Source organism: Geodermatophilus sabuli, from assembly GCF_900215145.1.
In the GTDB taxonomy this organism is placed as follows: domain Bacteria; phylum Actinomycetota; class Actinomycetes; order Mycobacteriales; family Geodermatophilaceae; genus Geodermatophilus; species Geodermatophilus sabuli.
Window position 1 is genome coordinate 76571 of sequence record NZ_OBDO01000005.1, and the last position, 15434, is coordinate 92004.

15 protein-coding genes are annotated in these 15434 nt (G+C 74.9%); 11 read left to right on the forward strand and 4 right to left on the reverse strand.

Annotated features, from left to right (window positions below; translation table 11 throughout):
• Positions 1–195: 195 nt before the first annotated feature.
• The 4 genes from CRP39_RS12625 to CRP39_RS12640 are packed head-to-tail and all read left to right on the forward strand — an operon-like array spanning position 196 to position 4201.
• The gene (locus CRP39_RS12625) at positions 196–1215 is read left to right on the forward strand and encodes a methylenetetrahydrofolate reductase C-terminal domain-containing protein (RefSeq protein WP_245853816.1); all 1020 of its coding nucleotides are present in this window, start codon (positions 196–198) and stop codon (positions 1213–1215) included.
• Entirely contained in the window at positions 1212–2012 is an 801-nt protein-coding gene (locus tag CRP39_RS12630; RefSeq protein ID WP_245853817.1) for a class I SAM-dependent methyltransferase, read from the forward strand. Before CRP39_RS12625 ends, CRP39_RS12630 begins: the two co-directional genes overlap by 4 nt.
• A 16-nt stretch (positions 2013–2028) precedes the next feature.
• The gene (locus tag CRP39_RS27555) at positions 2029–2472 is read left to right on the forward strand and encodes a transglutaminase-like domain-containing protein (protein WP_260180032.1); all 444 of its coding nucleotides are present in this window, start codon (positions 2029–2031) and stop codon (positions 2470–2472) included.
• Positions 2372–4201, forward strand: coding sequence for an ABC-F family ATP-binding cassette domain-containing protein (locus CRP39_RS12640; protein ID WP_097206748.1), 1830 nt, complete (start codon positions 2372–2374; stop codon positions 4199–4201). Before CRP39_RS27555 ends, CRP39_RS12640 begins: the two co-directional genes overlap by 101 nt.
• Before the next feature lie 85 nt (positions 4202–4286).
• Here the strand turns inward: CRP39_RS12640 and CRP39_RS12645 are convergent, their stop codons facing one another.
• Positions 4287–4916 (reverse strand): hypothetical protein, encoded by a 630-nt coding sequence (locus CRP39_RS12645; protein ID WP_097206749.1) that lies wholly within the window; start codon positions 4914–4916, stop codon positions 4287–4289.
• 56 nt (positions 4917–4972) lie between these two features.
• On the opposite strand from CRP39_RS12645, the gene CRP39_RS12650 reads away from it, so the two are divergent.
• The 7 genes from CRP39_RS12650 (at position 4973) to mnhG (ending at position 11988) form a co-directional block, all read left to right on the forward strand.
• A complete protein-coding gene (locus CRP39_RS12650) occupies positions 4973–5482 on the forward strand; it encodes a LuxR C-terminal-related transcriptional regulator (RefSeq protein ID WP_260180031.1) in 510 nt (169 codons plus the stop codon).
• 157 nt (positions 5483–5639) lie between these two features.
• On the forward strand, positions 5640–8516 hold the full coding sequence (locus CRP39_RS12655) for a Na+/H+ antiporter subunit A (RefSeq protein WP_097206751.1): 2877 nt from the start codon (positions 5640–5642) through the stop codon (positions 8514–8516).
• Complete coding sequence (locus tag CRP39_RS12660; RefSeq protein WP_097206752.1) at positions 8513–9010, forward strand: Na(+)/H(+) antiporter subunit C; 498 nt, start codon at positions 8513–8515, stop codon at positions 9008–9010. Before CRP39_RS12655 ends, CRP39_RS12660 begins: the two co-directional genes overlap by 4 nt.
• A complete protein-coding gene (locus tag CRP39_RS12665) occupies positions 9007–10713 on the forward strand; it encodes a Na+/H+ antiporter subunit D (protein ID WP_097206753.1) in 1707 nt (568 codons plus the stop codon). The genes CRP39_RS12660 and CRP39_RS12665 overlap by 4 nt, the downstream gene beginning before the upstream one ends.
• On the forward strand, positions 10710–11255 hold the full coding sequence (locus CRP39_RS12670) for a Na+/H+ antiporter subunit E (RefSeq protein WP_097206754.1): 546 nt from the start codon (positions 10710–10712) through the stop codon (positions 11253–11255). The genes CRP39_RS12665 and CRP39_RS12670 overlap by 4 nt, the downstream gene beginning before the upstream one ends.
• On the forward strand, positions 11252–11581 hold the full coding sequence (locus CRP39_RS12675; protein ID WP_097206755.1) for a monovalent cation/H+ antiporter complex subunit F: 330 nt from the start codon (positions 11252–11254) through the stop codon (positions 11579–11581). Before CRP39_RS12670 ends, CRP39_RS12675 begins: the two co-directional genes overlap by 4 nt.
• Positions 11578–11988 carry a monovalent cation/H(+) antiporter subunit G gene (gene mnhG, locus CRP39_RS12680; protein WP_097206756.1) on the forward strand — a complete coding sequence of 137 codons (411 nt, stop codon included), beginning with the start codon at positions 11578–11580 and terminating at the stop codon, positions 11986–11988. The genes CRP39_RS12675 and mnhG overlap by 4 nt, the downstream gene beginning before the upstream one ends.
• Before the next feature lie 45 nt (positions 11989–12033).
• Here mnhG and CRP39_RS12685 read toward each other — a convergent pair whose 3' ends face one another.
• The 3 genes from CRP39_RS12685 to leuA are packed head-to-tail and all read right to left on the reverse strand — an operon-like array spanning position 12034 to position 15266.
• On the reverse strand, positions 12034–12942 hold the full coding sequence (locus tag CRP39_RS12685; protein WP_097206757.1) for a VOC family protein: 909 nt from the start codon (positions 12940–12942) through the stop codon (positions 12034–12036).
• On the reverse strand, positions 12939–13466 hold the full coding sequence (locus CRP39_RS12690) for an RNA polymerase sigma factor (protein ID WP_216359719.1): 528 nt from the start codon (positions 13464–13466) through the stop codon (positions 12939–12941). The genes CRP39_RS12685 and CRP39_RS12690 overlap by 4 nt, the downstream gene beginning before the upstream one ends.
• Before the next feature lie 54 nt (positions 13467–13520).
• Complete coding sequence (leuA, locus tag CRP39_RS12695) at positions 13521–15266, reverse strand: 2-isopropylmalate synthase (RefSeq protein WP_245853820.1); 1746 nt, start codon at positions 15264–15266, stop codon at positions 13521–13523.
• Positions 15267–15434 lie beyond the last annotated feature (168 nt).

Below are 15434 nucleotides of genomic sequence, written 5' to 3' on the forward strand. Positions count from 1 at the left end.
CGGCCTCCTTGATTGAGGGCTCAACTAGCGGTGACTGTAGCGCCGCCCGGGCCCGATGTCTTCCCTTCGTCCGCCGTACCCGCCGAGATCGCCGATCTCGGCGGCTCCGGCGCCTGCTCCCGCCGAGATCGGCGATCTCGGCGGGAGCACGGGCGGGCGGGTTTGGCGGACGGTCGGCGCGGTCAGGCTGCCCGGGTGGACGACGTCGCCCGCCGGCCGGGCTGCCCCAAGCACATGGTCTTCGGGCCCTGCGGCGGGGTGCGGGCCGACGAGCGCTGCGAGGTGGCCGAGCACCGCTGCGTGTTCCTCGACGAGCCCGCGCCGCCCTGGCCCGGCTCCCGGCCGGCACCCGGACCACCGCCGCCCGGCCCGTTCGACCGGGCCGGCACCCGCCCCTTCGTCCTCGCCGACCTGAGCGTGCCGCCGTTCGACCGGGCCGCGCTGCGCCGTGTCGTCCGGGTGCTCGGGCCGGTGTCCGACGGTCTGCTGGCCGGTGAGCACGCCAACCGCCCCGACCTCCCGCCGAGCCTGCTGGCCGCCGAGGTGCTCGCGGCCGGCGGCCGGCCCTGGACGACGCTGGCCTGCCGCGACCGCAACCGCGTGGTGCTCGAGCAGGAGATCGCCGGGCTGTCCACCGTCGGGGTCGACGCGGTCCTCTGCGTGACCGGGGACGCCCGCGGCCCCGACGTCCGGCCTGGGGCCACCCAGGTCTTCGACCTCGACGGCCCGCGGCTGACCGCCCTCGCCACGGAGGCCGGACTGCCGGTCGCGGTCCCGGAGGCGCCGGCCGCGCCGCCGGTGCACCTGCGCCCGGCGCGGGTCGCCGGCAAGCAGCGGGCCGGCGCGCAGGTGTGCGTGCTCAACCACGTCCGGACGCCGGCGCAGGTCGCGGAGTTCGTCGCCGCCGCCCGGGCCGCCGGTGCGACGCTGCCGTTCGTCGCCGCGGTCGCGGTCTACACCGACGAGCGCTCCGCGCGGGTGCTGCAGCGCTTTCCCGGCCTCCAGGTGGACGACGACGCCGTGGAGCGGGTGCTGGCGGCACCCGACCCGCGGTCGGCCGGGATCGCCGCGGCCGTCGAGGAGGCGCGGGCGCTGCTCGCCGTCCCCGGGGTGGTGGGGGTCAACCTCTCGGGGGCGGCGTCGTCGGCCGGGGCGGACGCCGGCGCGCAGGTCAAGGCCGAGGTCGCCGCCACGATCAGGGAGAGGGCCGCATGAGCGAACTGGAGAGCGAGGCGATGGAGGCCGAGTTCGGCACCGTCGCCCGGTGGACCGAGGAGGCGGTCCGCGCGCTCGGGCCCGGGTACGCCGTCCCGGCCGGGTGCCGGGGCAGCGGTAGCGAGGGCGCGTTGCGCTGGCTGGCCGACCGCCTGGCCCTGGGGCCCGGCAGCCGGGTGCTCGACGACGGCGCCGGTGTCGGCGGGCCGGCCGGTTGGCTGGCCGCCGAGCGCGGGATCCGCGCGGTCTGCGCCGAGCCGATGCACGCCGCCGCGGGCGCCGCCGCCCGGCTCTTCGGCCTGCCGTCGGTGACCGCCCTCGCCCAGCAGCTGCCGTTCGCCGACGACACCTTCGACGCCGCCTGGTGCCTCGGGGTGCTGTGCACGACCACGCAGAAGGCGGAGGCGCTGGCCGAGCTGCGGCGGGTGCTGCGCGACGGCGGCCGGCTGGGCCTGCTGGTGTTCGTGGCCGACCGCCCGCTGCCCCCGCCACTGCCCGAGGGCAACGAGTTCCCCACCGAGCCCGAGCTGCGCGGCCTCCTCGCCGCGGCCGGCCTGCGGCTGGCCGAGACCGCGGCCGCCGACCTCGGCGACAGCCCGGCCGAGTGGTCGCAGCGCGCCGACGTGGTGGACGACGAGGTGGCTCGCCGGCACGGGGCGGACCCGCGCTGGGCCGAGGCGCAGGAGCAGTCGCGCCGGGTCGGCCGGCTGCTGTCCGACGGCGCGCTGCGGGCCTGGCTCGGCGTGGCCACCGCGGAACCCCGCGCCGACCTGCGTCGAGACGCGCGCGACACGTAGCGGAACCGTCGGCCTGCTGCGTGCGCTGGGGCTGCCCGCGCGGTACGTCTCCGGGTACCTGCACCCCGAGCGGGAAGCCGGCGTCGGGCCGACCGTCACCGGTGAGAGCCACGCCTGGGTGGAGTGGTGGGACGGCGGCTGGTGCAGCGTCGACCAGACCAAGTCCGTCGAGGTCGCCCACCCTCACCGCCCGCAGGCGCAGGGCGGCCACCTGGCGCGGACCGAGCGAGCAGCGTGGTCCGGGCTTGCGACGTCCTCGCGGGCCACGTGTGACGACGCCCGCCGCCGGGGGGCGCGGCCGGGCCCCTGCGCCGAGCACCGGGTCCGGCTGCCCGGGCCGCTGCGGGATACTGGCGGTGATGAGCGCACCCCTCAACCTGGTCAACCTCGAGCGGGTGCAGAAGGCGCACGGCACGACCGTGCTGCTCGACGACGTCTCGCTCGGGATCGCCGCCGGTGAGCGGATCGGCGTGGTGGGCCGCAACGGCAGCGGCAAGTCCACGCTGCTCGGCGTCCTGACCGGCCGCGAGGAGCCCGACACCGGCCGCGTCACCCGCCGGAGCGACCTGGCCATGGGCGTGCTCGACCAGTCCGGCACCCTCCCGCCGGGTGCCACGGTCCGCGACGTCGTCCTGCCGCCCAGTCTGTTCGCCGCCGAGCACGAGTGGGCGGCCGACCCCGCGGTGCGCAGCGTGCTGACCGGCCTGGAGCTGGACCGGCTGGGCCTGGACTCGCCGGTGGCCCCGATGTCCGGCGGTGAGCGTCGCCGGGTGGCGCTGGCCGCCCAGCTGATCCGGCCGCTGGACCTGCTCGTGCTCGACGAGCCGACCAACCACCTCGACGTCGAGGGCGTCGCCTGGCTCGCCGACTACGTCAAGCGCCGGGTGGGTGCGCTGGTCGTCGTCACCCACGACCGGTGGTTCCTCGACGAGGTGTGCACCACGACGTGGGAGGTGGCCGACGGCGCGGTGCACGCCTACGAGGGCGGGTACGCGGCCTACACGCTGGCCCGCGCCGAGCGGGCGCGGATCGCCGCGGTCACCGAGGAGCGCCGGCTCAACCTGGTCCGCAAGGAGCTGGCCTGGCTGCGCCGCGGGCCGCCCGCGCGCACCAGCAAGCCGCGGTTCCGCATCGAGGCCGCCCAGGCGCTGATCGCCGACGAGCCGCCGGCGCGCGACTCCATGGCGCTGGCCGGCTTCGCCGCCCGCCGCCTGGGCAAGACGGTCTACGACGTCGAGGACGTCGACTACGCGGTGCGGACCGATGAGGGCCCGCGCACCCTGTTCGCCGACCTCACCTGGCACGTCGGCCCCGGGGACCGGATCGGCATCGTCGGGGTCAACGGCGCGGGCAAGACGTCGCTGCTGCGGCTGCTGGTCGGCGAGACCGAACCCGACCGCGGCCGGGTGGTGCGCGGCCAGACCGTGGCGCCGGCCTACCTCTCCCAGCACGTCACCGAGCTGCCACCGGGGTCCCGGGTGCTCGAGGCCGTGCAGGAGGTCGCCCGCATCGCGCGGATCGGCAACCAGGAGATCTCGGCGTCCTCGCTGGCCGAGCGGTTCGGCTTCCCGGCGTCCCGGCAGTGGACGCCGGTCGGCGACCTCTCCGGCGGTGAGCGCCGGCGGCTGCAGCTGCTGCGGCTGCTCATGGCCGAGCCCAACGTGCTGCTGCTCGACGAGCCGACCAACGACCTGGACATCGACACGCTCACCGCGCTCGAGGACCTGCTGGACAGCTTCCCGGGCACGGTGCTGGTGGTCAGCCACGACCGGTACTTCGTCGACCGGGTGTGCGACTCGGTGGTCGCGCTCATGGGCGACGGCTCGCTGGCCGCCCTGCCCGGTGGCGTGGAGGAGTACCTGGTGCGGCGGGCGGCGGGGGAGGCCCAGCTGTCGACGTCCGCCGGGACGGCCGGCTCCGCCGGGACGGCGGGGTCCGCCCCGGCCGCGGGGGCCGCTCCGGCCCGCTCGTCCGGTGACGTGCGGGCCGCCCGCAAGGAGGCGGCCCGCCTGGAGCGGCGGCTGGAGAAACTCACCGCCGAGGAGGAGCGGCTGCACGGCCAGCTCGCCGCCGCGGCCACCGACCACGCCAGGGTGCTGGAGCTCGACGAGCGACTGCGGGCGGTCCTCGCGGAGAAGGACCAGGTGGAGAGCGACTGGCTGGAGGCCGCGGAACTCGCCGAGGGCTGAACGGGTACCGGGGGTCCCATCCGGGGGCTCGTGCTCTGCCCACGGTGCTGGGCAGAGCACGAGCCCCGGAGCGAGGGTGTGCGGGTCAGGCGGCGGGGCGCTCGGCGCGGCGGCGGGCGATCATCCGCAGGCCGACGACGACCGTCGGGACGGCCCCGACGAGGGCGAACCCGGCGTGGGGCAGCGGCGAGAAGGCCACCGCCATCGAGGCGGCGATGCCGGCGACAGCCGGGGCCAGCAGCCACCACCCGGTCACGCCGGCGCGGGCCAGGCCGACGTACACGACCAGCGGCCCGACGATGCCGAACAGCGTCAGGATGCCGACCACGCCGACCGCCGCGTTGCCGCCCACGCTGTCGTAGAGGGCCAGGGCCAGGGCCGCGGCCGGGTCCAGCGTCCGACCGATCGCGGCGGTCCAGTAGTCATAGAGCACGAACCCGGTCACCGTGACCAGGCCGACGGCGGACATCAGGGCCCCGACGATCGTCGCGACGCGTCCGCGGCGGCCCCGCACCAGCGCCGGGGCGGCCAGCCAGGCCAGGGCCATGTTCCCGTAGTGCAGCAGCATCGCCGACAGCGTCGTCCGGCCCTCGTCGCGGGCCAGGGCCTCGATGTAGTCGGCAGCGGCCATGGAGTCCTGCGGCGGCGAGGTCGCCATGCCGGCCACGTAGAGCAGCGATCCGGCGATGAGGGCGCCACCGGCGATCGGCAGCATCAGCGAACCGGCCGAGCGAGCGGTCGTCGCGGCGGTCGTCGGGGTGGGTCGTCGTCCTGCTCGACGTCCGCATGCCGGGCGTGGACGGCCTCGAGGCCGCCCGCCGGCTGGCCGCCACCGACCTGCCGACCCGCATCATCGTGCTGACCACGTTCGACGAGGACGAGGACGAGTACGTGGCCGCGGCGCTGCGGGCCGGGGTCAGTGGGTTCCTGCTCAAGGTGGCCCCGCCGGAGGACCTCGTCGCCGCGGTGCACACCGTCGCCGCCGGGCAGGGGCTGCTCGACCCGGCGGTCACCCTGCGGGTGATCGAGCACTTCGCCGCGGCGCCCGCGCCCGACCCCGAGCGGACCGGCGCGCTGGCCCAGCTCACCGAGCGGGAGACCGACGTCCTCGCGCTCGTCGCCACCGGTCTCACCAACGCCGAGATCGCCGCCCGGCTGTACCTGGGCGAGGCGACGGTCAAGACGCACGTGAGCCGGTTGCTGCTCGAGCTGGGCCTGCGCGACCGGGTCCAGGCGGTCGCCTTCGCCTACGAGAGCGGCCTGGTCACGCCCGGCAGGTGATCGAAGGACCCGCTGCCCCGCCGCTCGCCGGCTCGCGGCGGGCCCCTGCAGCGCGGCCGAGCCGGGATGCCCTCCCGGGTAGACTCCCCAGTACCGCCGGCCGTCGACGACCGACGTCAGTGGTCCCCGAGCCGCCCCTCCGACTCCCGGGAGACCCGTGCTAGTTCTGCTGCTCCTCCACCTGCTCGCCGGCGTGCTCGCGCCCGTGTTCGTGCGGTGGTGGGGGCGGCAGGCGTTCCTGGTCCTCGCCCTGGTGCCGGCCGCCGGCTTCGTCTGGACCCTCGCCCAGCTGGGCGCCGTCCTCGGCGGGGAGGACGTCTCCGAGACGGTGCCGTGGATCCCGGCCCTCGACCTCGACGTCGCCCTGCGGCTGGACGCGCTCGCGCTGGTCTTCGCCGCGCTGGTCACCGGGGTCGGCGCCCTGGTGTTCGTCTACTGCGCCCGCTACTTCGCCCCCGACGACGAGGGTCTCGGCCGGTTCGCCGGGTCGCTCACCGCCTTCGCCGGCTCCATGCTCGGCCTCGTCCTCGCCGACGACCTGCTGCTCCTGTACGTCTTCTGGGAGCTCACCACCGTCTTCTCCTTCCTGCTCATCGGCGGCTCCGGACGGCGGCTGGCCGCGCGCCGGGCCGCGTCGCAGGCCCTCATCCTCACCACCGCCGGCGGGCTCGCCATGCTCGTCGGGCTGATCCTGATCGGGCAGGCCAGCGGCTCCTACCTCCTGTCGGAGGTCGTCGCCGACCCCGGCACCGGCTCGGGCATGGTCGCCGGGACGGCGCTGGTGCTGGCCGGGGCGGTGACCAAGTCGGCGATGGTCCCGTTCCACTTCTGGCTGCCCGCCGCGATGGAGGCGCCGACGCCGGTCAGCGCCTACCTGCACGCCGCGGCGATGGTGAAGGCCGGCATCTACCTCGTCGCCCGGCTGGCCCCCGGCTTCGCCGACGTCCCCGGGTGGCGGCCGGTCGTGCTCGGCCTCGGGCTGGCCACGATGCTGGTCGGCGGCTACCGCTCGCTGCGGCAGAACGACCTCAAGCTGCTGCTGGCCTTCGGCACCGTCAGCCAGCTGGGCTTCCTCCTGGTGCTCGTGGGCGCCGGCAGCCAGGAGCTGGCCGCCGCCGGGCTGGCGATGACCATCGCGCACGCCCTGTTCAAGTCCACGCTCTTCCTCACCGTCGGCGTCATCGACCACGCCACCGGCACCCGCGACCTGCGGAGGATCTCCGGGCTGGGCCGGCGGCTCCCGGTGCTCGCCGGCATCGGGTTGCTCGCCGGCGCCTCGATGGCCGGGGTCCCCCCGCTGTTCGGGTTCGTCGGCAAGGAGGCGGCCTTCACCGCGCTGTGGGAGGGCGGGCTGGCCTCCCGCGCGGCGGCGGCGTTCGAGCTCACCGGGTTGGTCGTGGGCTCGGTGCTCACCGCCGCCTACACCTTCCGCTTCCTCTGGGGCGCCTTCGCCGGCAAGCGCGGCGTCCCCGACACCGTGCCGGAGCACCCGCCGGGACCGCTGTTCCTCGCCGCGCCTGCGGTGCTGGCCCTCGCCGGGCTGGTCGCCGGGCCGGCCAGCCCGCTGCTCGAACCGGTGGTCGGGGCCTATGCCGAGACACTGCCCCTGCTCGCCCCCGAGTACGAGGAGCTGGCGCTGTGGCACGGCCTGCAGCCGGCGCTCGCACTGACCGCGGTCAGCCTGCTGGGCGGCGCCGCGCTGTTCGCCGTCCGTGTCCCGCTGAACCGGCTGCAGCGCCGGATCGCGGTCGGGGCCTCGGCCGACGAGGGCTACTGGAACGTCGTCCAGGGCATCGACCGGCTCTCCGTGCTCGTCACCGGCACCACGCAGCGCGGCTCGCTGCCCGCCTACCTGGGCACGATCCTCGTCGTCGTCCTGGCGCTGCCGGGCACGCTCCTGCTGACCCGGGCGCCGTGGCCGGTGGAGTGGCGGGCCTGGGACACCCCGGTGCAGGCGATGGTCGGCGTCGTCGTGATCACCGCGGCGCTGCTGGCGCTGCGCATCCGGCAGCGGCTCTCGGCGGTCCTCGTCGTCGGCGTCACCGGGTACGGGTGCGCGGTCCTGTTCGTGCTGCACGGGGCGCCGGACCTCGCGCTCACCCAGTTCCTCGTCGAGACGCTCACGCTCGTCGTCTTCGTCCTCGTGCTGCGCAAGCTGCCCAAGGACATCACCGAGCGGCACCGGCCCCGCGAGCGCGCGGTCCGCGGGGTCATCGCGGTCGCCGTCGGGGCGTTCATGGCCGCCGTGGGGGCGGTCGCGCTGTCCGCGCGCACCGCGACGCCGGTCTCGGTGGCCTACCCCGAGGCGGCGTACGACTTCGGCGGGGGCAAGAACATCGTCAACGTGACCCTGGTCGACATCCGCGCCTGGGACACCCTCGGCGAGATCTCCCTGCTCGTCGTCGCCGCGACCGGCGTGGCCAGCCTGGTGTTCCTCCGCGGGCGCACCGGCGGGGTCGAGCGCATCACCAGCTCCGCGCTGGCGGCCCGGCGCCGGCGCAGCGGCCGGGCACCGCGGGACCGCTGGCTGGCCGCCACCGCGATCCTCGACCCGGCCCGGCGCTCCGTGGTGCTCGAGGTGATCACCCGGATCCTGTTCCACACGATCATGGTGTTCTCGCTCTACCTGCTCTTCTCCGGGCACAACGAGCCCGGCGGCGGCTTCGCCGGCGGCCTGGTCGCGGGGCTCGCCCTCGTGCTGCGCTACCTCGCCGGTGGCCGCTACGAGCTGGGTGAGGCCGCCCCGGTCGCCCCCGGCCTGCTGCTCGGCGCCGGCCTGCTGTTCGCCGGTGGCACCGGGGTGGGCGGTCTGCTGCTGGGCGCCGAGGTGCTGCAGACGGCGATCCTCGAGGTCGACCTGCCCGTGCTCGGCCACGTCAAGCTCGTGACCTCGCTGTTCTTCGACATCGGCGTCTACCTCATCGTCGTGGGCCTCGCCCTCGACGTGCTGCGCAGTCTGGGCGCCGAGCTGGACCGGCAGGAGGACGAGGAGGACCCGATCGAACTGACCCCCGGAGAAGTGGTGGTCCGATGACCCCGACCGTCGTGCTGCCGGTGATCATCGGCGGCCTGTACGCGGCGGGGGTGTACCTGCTCCTCGACCGCAGCCTGACCCGCGTGCTGCTGGGCTTCCTGCTGATGGGCAACGCCACCAACCTGCTGGTGCTGTCGGCCGGCGGTCCCGCGGGACTCGCGCCGATCCTCGGCTACTCCGAGCCGGAGGAGATGTCCGACCCGCTGCCCCAGGCACTGATCCTCACCGCGATCGTCATCACCTTCGGCGTCTCGGCGTTCGTGCTCGCGATGATCCACCGCTCCTGGCGGCTGGTGCACCAGGAGGTCGTCGGCACCGACGAGGAGGACCGCCGCGTCGCCGCCCGCTCGGCCACCGACGCCGACGAGCTCGACCCCGACGAGCTGGACCCCGCGGACCGTGCGGCCGGCCACGCCGACAGCCTGCACACGCCCGAGGCCGACGACCTGGGCGCGGACGACGTCGACCTGCCCGCGGTGACGGGCGCCCGGTGACCAGCGTCCTCGCGCCGCTGCCGGTCCTGCTGCCGCTCCTCGGCGCGGCCGCGGCGCTGCTGACCTCGGGTCACCCGCGGTCCCAGCGCATCCTCAGCATCGCCGTCCTCACCGCGGTGCTCGCGGTCTCGGTGACCCTGCTGCTCATCGCCGACGCCGACGGCGCCACCTCGGTCGCCGTCGGCGGCTGGCCCGTCCCGCTCGGCATCGTGCTGGTCGTCGACCGGCTGTCGGCGCTGATGCTGGTGGTCGCCTCCACCGTGGCCCTCGGCGTCCTCGTCTTCGCCGTCGGCCAGGGCGCCGCCGACGGGCAGGAGGACACCCCGCTGTCGATCTTCCACCCGACGTTCCTCGTCCTGGTGGCCGGCGTGAGCAACGCCTTCCTCGCCGGCGACCTGTTCAACCTCTACGTCGGGTTCGAGATCCTGCTCATGGCCTCCTACGTGCTGCTGACCCTCGGCGGCACGGCCCCGCGCATCCGGGGCGGCATCACCTACGTCATCGTCAGCCTGACCAGCTCACTGGTCTTCCTCGCCGCGATCGGCCTCGTCTACGCCGCGACCGGCACGGTCAACATGGCCGACCTCGCGGTGCGCCTGGGCGAGCTGCCCGAGGGCACCCAGGTGCTGCTGCAGTCGATGCTGCTCATCGCCTTCGGCATCAAGGCCGCGGTGTTCCCGCTCTCGGCCTGGCTGCCCGACAGCTACCCGACGGCGCCGGCGCCGGTCACCGCGGTGTTCGCCGGTCTGCTCACGAAGGTCGGCGTCTACGCGATCATCCGCACCCAGACCCTGCTGTTCCCCGACGGGGCCCTCGACGACCTGCTGATGTGGGCGGCGCTGGCGACGATGCTGGTCGGCATCCTCGGCGCGGTGGCGCAGACCGACCTGCGGCGGCTGCTGTCGTTCACCCTGGTCAGCCACATCGGGTACATGGTGTTCGGCATCGCCCTGGGGACGACGGCCGGGCTGGCCGGTGCCGTCTTCTACGTCGCCCACCACATCGCCATCCAGACCACGCTGTTCCTCGTGGCCGGGCTGGTCGAACGCCAGGGCGGGACCACCTCGGTGGACAAGCTCGGCGGGCTGGCCCGGCGCTCGCCGCTGCTGGCGGTGCTGTTCTTCGTGCCGGCGATGAACCTGGCCGGCATCCCGCCGCTGTCGGGCTTCATCGGCAAGCTCGGACTGCTGCACGCCGGCGTCGCCGAGGGCAGCTCGATGGCCATGGCGCTGGTCGTCGGCGGGGTGGTCACCAGCCTGCTCACCCTGCTGGCCATCGCCCGCGTCTGGACCCGCGCCTTCTGGCGGCCCCCGACGCAGGCGCCGGCCGACGACACCGCCGCCGCGGCCGCCGCCGACGCCGGGTCCGGCGGCGGCAGCACCCCGGACGGCGGCCCGTCCGGGAACGGTGGCCCGTCCCCGGACGGCGACGGGACGGGCAGTCCCTTCCAGGCGGCGTGGCGCCGGCACACGCGGGTGGCGACCGCCGCCGAGCCGGACCTGCCACCGGCCGCCGCCAGCACCCGCGCCCTGCGCCCGCTACCCGCGACGATGGTGGCGGCCACCGCGGGGCTCGCCGCGGTGACCGTCGCGCTCACCGGCCTGGCCGGCCCCCTCTACGGCATCGCCGACCGCGCCGCCGAGGACCTCCTGGACCGCACCCCGTACATCTCCACGGTCCTCGGCCCGGAGGAGACCCCGTGAGCGTGGAGCCGGCCGCCACCCGGCTGCGGCACCAGGTCCCGCTGGTCATCTGGCTGGTCCTGGTCTGGATCCTGCTGTGGGGCACCTGGTCCTGGGCCAACGTCATCAGCGGGCTGCTCGTGGCGCTGGCCGTGCTGGTGTTCCTGCCGCTGCCCCACGTCGTCGGCGGGGTGCGGGTGCGTCCGGTGCCGCTGCTGGTCTTCTTCGGCCACTTCGCCGCCGACCTGCTCGTCTCCGCCGCGCAGGTGGCCTGGATCGCGGTGCGGCCGGGCGGCGTCCGGCAGGCGGCGATCGTGCGGGTGCAGCTGCGCACCGACTCCGACCTGATCCTGACGATGGTGGCCGAGGCGACCTCGCTGGTCCCCGGCTCGCTGGTGCTCGACCTGGACCGGGAGGAGCGGCTGATCACCGTGCACCTGCTGCACGTGGACGACGAGGCGGCCGTGGCCCGTGAGAAGGAGGACGTCCTGCGCACCGAGACCCGGCTGGTGCGGGCGATCGGCTCGGCCGCCGACCTGGCGGCGCTGGAGGCGGCCGCATGATCGTCGTGGGGTACGTGCTGTACACGCTGATCGGCGGGGGCGCGCTGCTGGCGCTGGCCCGGCTCGCGCTGGGCCCGTCGCTGCTGGACCGGGTGGTCGCCACCGACACGCTGCTGGTGATCATCTCTGCCGGCCTGGCGGTGTACGCCGCGCTCGAGCGGGACCCGACAGTGGTGCCGGTGCTGGTCGTCGTCTCGTTGCTGGCCTTCGTCGGGACGGTGTCGATCGCCCGCTACGTCGGCGGGATGCTCGTGCGCGCCCGCACCCCCGACGGCCGGGACCTCGGCCTGCCGGTGGCCGCCGAGGAGAGGGAGGGGGGCTCGTGAGCGGGCCGGCCGACGTCCTCGCGATCGCCTGCCTGCTGGCCGGCGCGCTGCTCTGCCTGACCGCCGGGCTGGGGCTGGTGCGCTTCCCCGACGTCCTCACCCGGATGCACGCCGGCACCAAGCCGCAGGTGCTCGGCGTGCTGCTGGTCATGGTCGGCGGGGCGATCCGGCTCAACGGCTGGTCGGCCACCTGGATGCTGCTGCTCGTCGCGGTCTTCCAGCTGCTCACCGCCCCGGTGTCCGCGCACATGATCAGCCGGGTGGCCTACCGCCGCCGGCACGTCCGCCGCGACCTGCTGCTCGTCGACGAGCTCGGCGACGGCAGCCACCAGGACACCGTCTACCGGGGGGACGAACCGGGTGACGCGCCACCGGAGCACCCACCGAGGTCGGTCCCCGGCGGGTGATCCCCCGCCGGGCGTGATCCCCCGCGGGGGCGACGAGCGGCCGGCTCAGCCGAGCTGGCCCAGCCAGAACGGCAGGCCCTGGTCGTCCCGGCAGTACGCCGACAGGCCGTAGGACTGCCGCTCGATCTCGCCGGCCTGCCCGCCGGCGGTGCGGACCGCGGCGACGGCGACCTCGATGTCGTCCACGGCGTACATCGGCACGGCCCCGAGGTCGACCACCTGGCCGCCGTGCAGGCCGACCATCGGCGTCTGGCCCGGCGCCTCCCAGCCGTCCTCCACCCGCCCGGGGCCCATCGACCAGCCGAGCACCGCCTCGTAGAAGTCGCGGGCGCGGGCGCCGTCGGGCACGCGGAGGGTCAGGTAGACGGTGTCCCCGGGGTGGACCGGCGGGCGTGCCGCGACCGGCGACGGGGCCGGCGTCTGCAGCATCCAGCGGTGCCCGAACGGGTCGAGCACGACGCCGATGCGCCCGTACGGCGCGTCGGACGGCTCGCGCTCGACGGTCGCCCCGGCCGCGACGGCGCGCGCCACGGCGTTGTCGACGTCGGGCACCGACAGGTGCAGGGAGACGCTGACCCGGCCGTGGTCCGGCCCGCTCAGCCCGAGCTCCGGGTACTCGTCGGCGAGGTAGAGCACCGCGCCGCCCACGTCGAGCTCGGCGTGCCCGATGCGGTCGTCGTCGGAGACGTACGGGTCACCCACCACCCGGGCGCCGAGCGCGTCGGCGTACCAGGACATCGCCGCGCGGGCGTCACGGACGGCGAGGTAGGGGATCAGCTGGGACATCGGGGCACCTCCGGCTGGATCGGTGGTCGGGGTGGGGACGGCGACCGACTGTCGGGCGAGCAGGGCACGGCGCAGCCGGTCGCGGAGCTCGGCGGCGAAGCGGGGATCGGGGTCGACCGGCGTCGGGGGCCGGCGCAGGGCCCGGAAGGGCCGCTCAGGATCGGTCACCGGGCACCTCCCGTGGACTCGTAGGCGCGACGGAAGGCGGTGCGGGCGCGGACCAGCAGCGCCTCGGTGGCGTGCACGGTGCGGCCCAGGAGTGCGGCGACCCGCGGCACGGGCAGGTCGTCGACGTAGCGGAGGGTGAGCGCGGCCCGGTGCTGTGGGCTGAGCTGCTCGAGCACCTGCTCGGTGCGCAGGGCGTCGAGCTCGACGTCCCACGGGTCCTCGGCCCGGTCCGCCTCCTGGAGCAGGTGCAGGCTGCGCTGCTCGCGCTCCCGCCGCCGCCAGTGGTCGACCAGCTTGTGCCGGGCGGTGCCGATCAGCCACGGCACCGTGACCGGGGTGCCGCCACCGGCCTGCGCCTGGACGGCAGCGAGGAAGGTCTCGGCGGTGAGGTCCTCGGCGAGCGCCCGGTGGCCGCAGCGGGCGAGCAGGTAGCCGTACACCTCGGGCAGCGCCCGGTCGTAGAGGGACAGCAGCCCGGGGTCGGGCGGTGGTGCCACCGCGCGCGACCCCGGGCTGCTGCTCACACCCCTCCGTCGTCCGGGCTCGGGGTTCTCCGACGCCCTCACCCGGACTTCCTACTACCGCTGGGCCCGGTTCACCGCCGAGACGACCGCGCGCAGCGATGCGCTGACGATGTTCGGGTCGATCCCCACGCCCCACAGCACCCGGTCGCCCACGGCGCACTCGACGTAGGCCGCCGCCCGGGCGTCGCCGCCGGCGGACATGGCGTGCTCGGCGTAGTCGAGCACCCGGACGTCGACGTCGACGGACCTCAGGGCGTCGACGAACGCGGCGATCGGCCCGTTGCCACGGCCCTCGACCGTGACCGGGACGCCGTTGTCGGTGAGCTCGACGACCATCTCGTCCAGCTGGTCGCCGTGCGCGGTGTGCCGGTGACCGGCCAGGGCGAAGCGGCCCCACGGCGCGTCGGGGTCCGGCAGGTACTCGCTGGAGAAGGCCGCCCACATCTGCCGGGCGGTCACCTCGCCGCCCTCGTCGTCGGTGTGCCGCTGGACGACGGCGCTGAACTCGATCTGCAGCCGGCGAGGCAGGTCCAGGTGGTTCTCGGTCTTCATGATGTAGGCGACGCCGCCCTTGCCGGACTGGCTGTTCACCCGGATCACGGCCTCGTAGCTGCGGCCGACGTCCTTGGGGTCGATGGGCAGGTAGGGCACCGCCCAGGGCATGTCATCGACCGGCTTCTCCGCCGCCCGGGCGTCGGCGGCCAGGGCCTTGAATCCCTTGTTGATCGCGTCCTGGTGGGAGCCGGAGAAGGCCGTGTAGACCAGGTCGCCGCCGTAGGGGTGCCGCTCGTGCACGCCCAGCTGGTTGCAGTACTCGACGGTGCGGCGCACCTCGTCGATGTCGGAGAAGTCGATCTGCGGGTCGATGCCCTGGCTGAACAGGTTCAGGCCCAGGGTGACCAGGTCGACGTTGCCGGTGCGCTCGCCGTTGCCGAACAGACAACCCTCGATGCGGTCGGCGCCGGCGCGGTGACCCAGCTCGGCGGCGGCGACGGCGGTGCCGCGGTCGTTGTGCGGGTGCAGGCTGAGCACGACGGCGTCGCGGCGGCCCAGGTTGCGGTGCATCCACTCGATCTGGTCGGCGTAGACGCTGGGCTCGGCCATCTCCACGGTGGCCGGCAGGTTGATGATCGTCGGCCGGTCCGGGGTGGGCTCCCAGACGTCGGTGACGGCGTTGCAGACCTCGACGGCGAAGTCCAGCTCGGTCCCGGTGAAGGACTCCGGCGAGTACTCGAAGTGGATATCGGTGCCGGTCATCTGCTCGGCCAGCTTGCGCACGACCTGCGCGCCGTGGACGGCGATGTCGACGATGCCGGCGCGGTCGGAGTCGAACACCACCCGCCGCTGCAGGGTGGACGTCGAGTTGTACAGGTGGACGATGGCCTGCTTGGCGCCGCGCAGCGACTCGTAGGTGCGCTCGATCAGCTCGTCGCGGGCCTGCGTCAGCACCTGGATGGTGACGTCGTCGGGTACCAGGTCGTCCTCGATGAGCTGGCGGACGAAGTCGAAGTCGGTCTGGCTGGCCGCGGGGAACCCGACCTCGATCTCCTTGTAGCCCATGCGGACCAGCAGCTCGAACATCCGCCGCTTGCGGTCGGGCGTCATGGGGTCGATCAGCGCCTGGTTGCCGTCCCGCAGGTCGACGGCGCACCAGCGGGGGGCTGCGGTGGTGACCGTGTCGGGCCAGGTGCGGTCGGGCAGCACGACCGGGGTGAAGGGCGCGTAGCGGTGGATCGGCATGCCCGAGGGCTGCTGGGGGTGCCGGACGTGCGGGTGGTTCTCGCTCATGTTCCTGCTCACGGGGGTTCGCTCCTCTGGCGCGGGCTGGACTCAGCTCCGGTGGGGCGGTCAGCGAGCGCCGGGGACGCGCGGACTCCGCGGCGAGGGAGCCGACCTAGGAGAGGGCCTCGCCGCGGCGGGTAAGCAGGAGGCAGCCGCGCACGTGCCCACGGTAGCAGCGGATCTGGC

Coding starts and splice junctions, on each gene's coding strand:
- CRP39_RS12660 (WP_097206752.1), top strand. CDS start 8,513: ATGACCCCGACCGTCGTGCTGCCGGTGATCATCGGCGGCCTGTACGCG.
- CRP39_RS12640 (WP_097206748.1), top strand. CDS start 2,372: ATGAGCGCACCCCTCAACCTGGTCAACCTCGAGCGGGTGCAGAAGGCG.
- CRP39_RS12630 (WP_245853817.1), top strand. CDS start 1,212: ATGAGCGAACTGGAGAGCGAGGCGATGGAGGCCGAGTTCGGCACCGTC.
- CRP39_RS12675 (WP_097206755.1), top strand. CDS start 11,252: ATGATCGTCGTGGGGTACGTGCTGTACACGCTGATCGGCGGGGGCGCG.
- CRP39_RS12645 (WP_097206749.1), bottom strand. CDS start 4,916: ATGCTGCCGATCGCCGGTGGCGCCCTCATCGCCGGATCGCTGCTCTAC.